The 3,729-nt window shown below is 60.3% G+C and carries 5 protein-coding genes and 1 tRNA gene; all 6 read left to right on the top strand.

Annotation, left to right across the window (positions count from 1 at the left end; genetic code table 11):
• Positions 1-494: ATP-binding protein (locus tag IL54_RS01050; RefSeq protein WP_037472521.1), on the top strand; the 494-nt coding region annotated here is incomplete at its 5' end.
• On the top strand, positions 484-1,017 hold the full coding sequence (locus IL54_RS01045) for a response regulator transcription factor (RefSeq protein ID WP_037472282.1): 534 nt from the start codon (positions 484-486) through the stop codon (positions 1,015-1,017). The genes IL54_RS01050 and IL54_RS01045, both read left to right, overlap by 11 nt.
• Positions 1,018-1,052: 35 nt before the next feature.
• Positions 1,053-1,126: transfer RNA gene (locus tag IL54_RS01040), tRNA-Gly, on the top strand.
• An 85-nt stretch (positions 1,127-1,211) separates the two neighbouring features.
• Positions 1,212-1,949 carry a type IIL restriction-modification enzyme MmeI gene (locus tag IL54_RS22085; protein WP_052027497.1) on the top strand — a complete coding sequence of 246 codons (738 nt, stop codon included), beginning with the start codon at positions 1,212-1,214 and terminating at the stop codon, positions 1,947-1,949.
• Positions 1,832-2,269, top strand: coding sequence for a type IIL restriction-modification enzyme MmeI (locus IL54_RS22080; RefSeq protein ID WP_337587976.1), 438 nt, complete (start codon positions 1,832-1,834; stop codon positions 2,267-2,269). The genes IL54_RS22085 and IL54_RS22080 overlap by 118 nt, the downstream gene beginning before the upstream one ends.
• Positions 2,236-3,729 (top strand): DNA methyltransferase (locus IL54_RS22075; protein ID WP_193378796.1); only part of this gene is annotated, 1,494 nt, incomplete at its 3' end. The genes IL54_RS22080 and IL54_RS22075, both read left to right, overlap by 34 nt.

The raw sequence follows: 3,729 nt of genomic DNA, 5'->3' as shown, positions 1-3,729 counted from the left end.
TGTCGGCCGGCGAAGCGCGCGGCGAAGCCCCGCAAATCACCAATGTCCGCGATTTTGTCGATGCCATCGCCCGCGACTGGCGCAGCGCCAATCCCGGCATGCCGCTGCGCTGCGACTTTGGCCCGCACGACTATCCCCGCATCGTCGCTGATCCGGTGATCCGCCAGGCCGTCACCAACCTGCTCGACAATGCGCGCGAAGCGGGCGCGACCTATATCGACATGCTCGTCAGCCGCGATAATCGCTGGCTCCATATCGCCGTGCGCGACAATGGCCCAGGCTTTAGCGAAGAGATGCTGGCCGATGTCGGCAAACCCTATCGGTCGAGCAAGGGCAAGCAGGGCGGCGGCCTGGGCCTCTTTCTGGTGGTCAATGTCGTTCGCAAGCTGGGCGGACGGGTCAATGCCAGCAACAGCGTGGAGGGCGGCGCGATGATCCTGCTGCGCCTGCCGCTCGCGACCCTGGCTTTGGAGGAGGGTAGGAATGACGTCTGAACGGCTGTTGCTGATCGTCGAGGATGACGAAGCCTTCGCCCGCACGCTCAAACGCTCGTTCGAGCGGCGCGGCTATAGCGTCCTGCTCGCCGACAGCCTGGAATCGGTCAACGCCCGCCTCGCCGACCATCGCCCCGGCTTTGCCGTTGTGGACCTCAAGCTCGGCCCCCAGTCCGGCCTCGCCTGCGTTCAGGCGCTGCACGCCCATGATCCCTCGATGCTCATCGTCGTGCTGACCGGCTTTGCCAGCATCGCGACCGCCGTCGATGCGATCAAGCTCGGCGCCACCCATTATCTCGCCAAACCGTCCAACACCGACGACATAGAGGCCGCCTTCGCCCGCTCCGGCGGCGATCCCGACACCCCGCTCGCCCCCCGCCCAACGTCCATCAAGACGCTGGAATGGGAGCATATCCACGAAGCGCTCAAGGACAGCGACTTCAACATCTCCGAAGCCGCCCGCCGTTTAGGCATGCACCGCCGCACCCTGGCGCGCAAACTGGCCAAGCGCCAGGTTGGTTGACGGCGCATTTCCGCCGTGGCAATGGGCAGTCGAACGCGGGTGTAGCTCAATGGTAGAGCAGCAGCTTCCCAAGCTGACGACGGGGGTTCGATTCCCCTCACCCGCTCCAATTTCCCGATAGTCCGGGTAATCCCGAACGCGCCTTGGCGACCGGTGCCGGGCAGGCTAAGCCGTGGCGAAGGTCAGGGGGATTCATGCGTTTAGGCTGGGATGAGATCAAGCGTCGGGCCAAGGCGTTCAGCGATGAATGGAAGAGCGCCCATTATGAGCGCGGCCAGACCCAGACATTCTACAATGAATTTTTCGAGATTTTCGGCATCAAGCGCAAGCAGGTGGCGGTCTATGAACAGCGGGTCAAACTGCTGAACAACCGGCATGGCTTCATCGACCTGTTCTGGCCCGGCACCTTGCTGGTCGAACAGAAAAGCGCGAGCCTGGACCTTGGCCGGGCGCAGGGACAGGCGCTGGATTATGTGGAGGGCATCCACCCGACGCTGCAACCGCGCTGGGTGCTGTCCTGCGATTTTCAGACCTGGGTGCTGCTGGACCTGGAAACCCGCACCCAACTGACATTCCGCCTGGCCGACCTGCACAAGCATATCACCGCGTTCGATTTCATGCTGGGCCGCAAGGTCAGTTTCGAAACCCAGGCGGGCGTCACCATCAAGGCGGCGGAACTGATGGGCAAGCTGCACGATGCGCTGGAGGAAACGGGCTATGTCGGGCGTGATCTGGAACAATTGCTGGTTCGGCTGCTCTTCTGCCTGTTTGCAGACGACACCGGCATTTTCCAGCCAAGGATATTTTCCTCCAACTGGTCGAAAATGACACGCGGCCCGATGGCAGCGATGTCGGTCGCGTTCTCAACGACCTGTTCGACGTTCTCGATACGCCCGAACAGGCCCGCCAATCGACCCTGCAAGCCGAACTGAACGCCTTTCCCTATGTGAATGGCCGCTTGTTTGCGCAGCGCGTCCGCACCCCGCATTTTACCCAGGCGATGCGCGACCATCTGCTCGACGCCGCCCGGCATGACTGGTCCGGCGTATCGCCCGCCATTTTCGGATCGCTGTTCCAGTCGGTGATGGACGCCAAGGAACGGCGGGCCAAGGGCGCGCATTACACGACCGAAGCCAATATCATGAAGGTCATCGGCCCGCTCTTCCTGGATGATCTGAAATCCGAACTGGCCGCCATTATCGCGCGCAGGACCGGGCCTTGGGCGAGTTTCAGAACAAGCTGGCGCGGCTGACCTTCTTCGATCCCGCCTGCGGTTGCGGCAATTTTCTGGTCATCGCCTACCGCGAAATCCGGGCCTTGGAACTCGAAGCGCTCAAGGCCCAATATGGCGACCAGCAAATCGACGCGGCGCTGCTGTCCCGCGTCACCGTCGATCAGTTTTACGGCATAGAATATGAGGAGTTTCCGGCCAGGATCGCCGAAGTCGCGATGTGGATGATGGACCATATCGCCAATAATGCGATCAACGAAGCTTTCCGGCTCAACTATGCCCGCATCCCGCTCAAGGACAGCGCCCATATCCTGCATGGCGACGCGCTGGAAGCCGACTGGGCCGACCTGCTGCGGCCGGAAAAATGCAGCTACATCATGGGCAACCCGCCGTTTGTTGGTTTCGTCTGGCGAAGTGAAACCCAACAGGAACAGTTTACCCGCCTTGTGTCAGCCTATGGCGCAAATAGTAGCAGGCTGGATTATGTCGCCGCATGGTTCATTAAGGCGGGGCAATATCTGCAAACAAACCGCCGCATTCGAATTGCGTTCGTCGCAACCAATTCGATTACCCAGGGCGAACAGGTGGCGCAGCTATGGCCGATCCTGTTTGACAGGCACGGGTTGGAAATCACCTTTGCACATCGCACCTTCAATTGGTTTAGCGAGGCACGCGGAAAAGCCCATGTCCATGTGGTGATAGTCGGACTGGCGCATCGCGATCATGAACCGAGCGATAAGCGGCTGTTCTCCTATCCCGACATTAAGGGCGATCCGGTTGAAAGTCGCCATGTGGCGCTTACCGCCTATTTGTTCGATGCCAAAGGCGTAGCCAATCGGCATTTGGTGGTGAATCGGACAGGTCACTCGCTCTGCAACGCGCCGCGCATTTGTGTTGGAACCAAGCCCGTAGATGGCGGGCAATACATTTTCGATGCTGGTGAACGTGCTGCTTTTCTTGCCGTCGAGCCGAATGCAGCTAAGGCGATGCGGCCTTTTCTGGGCGGCTACGAATTTATCAACGGTCAAGGTCGTTGGATTCTACACACCCCCGATCTAACGCCAGCCGAAATTCGCGATATGCCCAAAGTGGTGGAAAGGATCGCCGCTGTGCGCAAATTGCGCTCCACCGGACCGGGCAAACTGGCACGACAATTGGCCGATAACCCCACAGCCTACCATGTCACCGTAATTCCGAACTCCGTTTTTCTAGTGCTGCCTGAAGTCAGTTCAGAGCGGCGTGACTACGTACCGCTTGGCTGGGTTGAGCCGCCGGCCATCCCAAGCAACAAGCTATTGGTTATGGAAGAAGCGGAGTTATGGCACTTCGGCATTCTGACAAGTCGCGCTCACATGGCTTGGCTTGCCCATGTCGGAGGCAGGCTCAAAAGCGACTTCAGCTATTCTCCGGGCCTCGTCTACAACACCTTCCCATGGCCCGACGCCACCCCCGCCCAGCGCGCGAAGATAGAGGCGCTGGCG

This window comes from Sphingobium sp. ba1, assembly GCF_000743655.1.
Taxonomy (GTDB): Bacteria; Pseudomonadota; Alphaproteobacteria; order Sphingomonadales; family Sphingomonadaceae; genus Sphingobium.
Note: the sequence above shows the minus strand (reverse complement) of the source record. Positions and strands in the feature narration are given on the sequence as shown.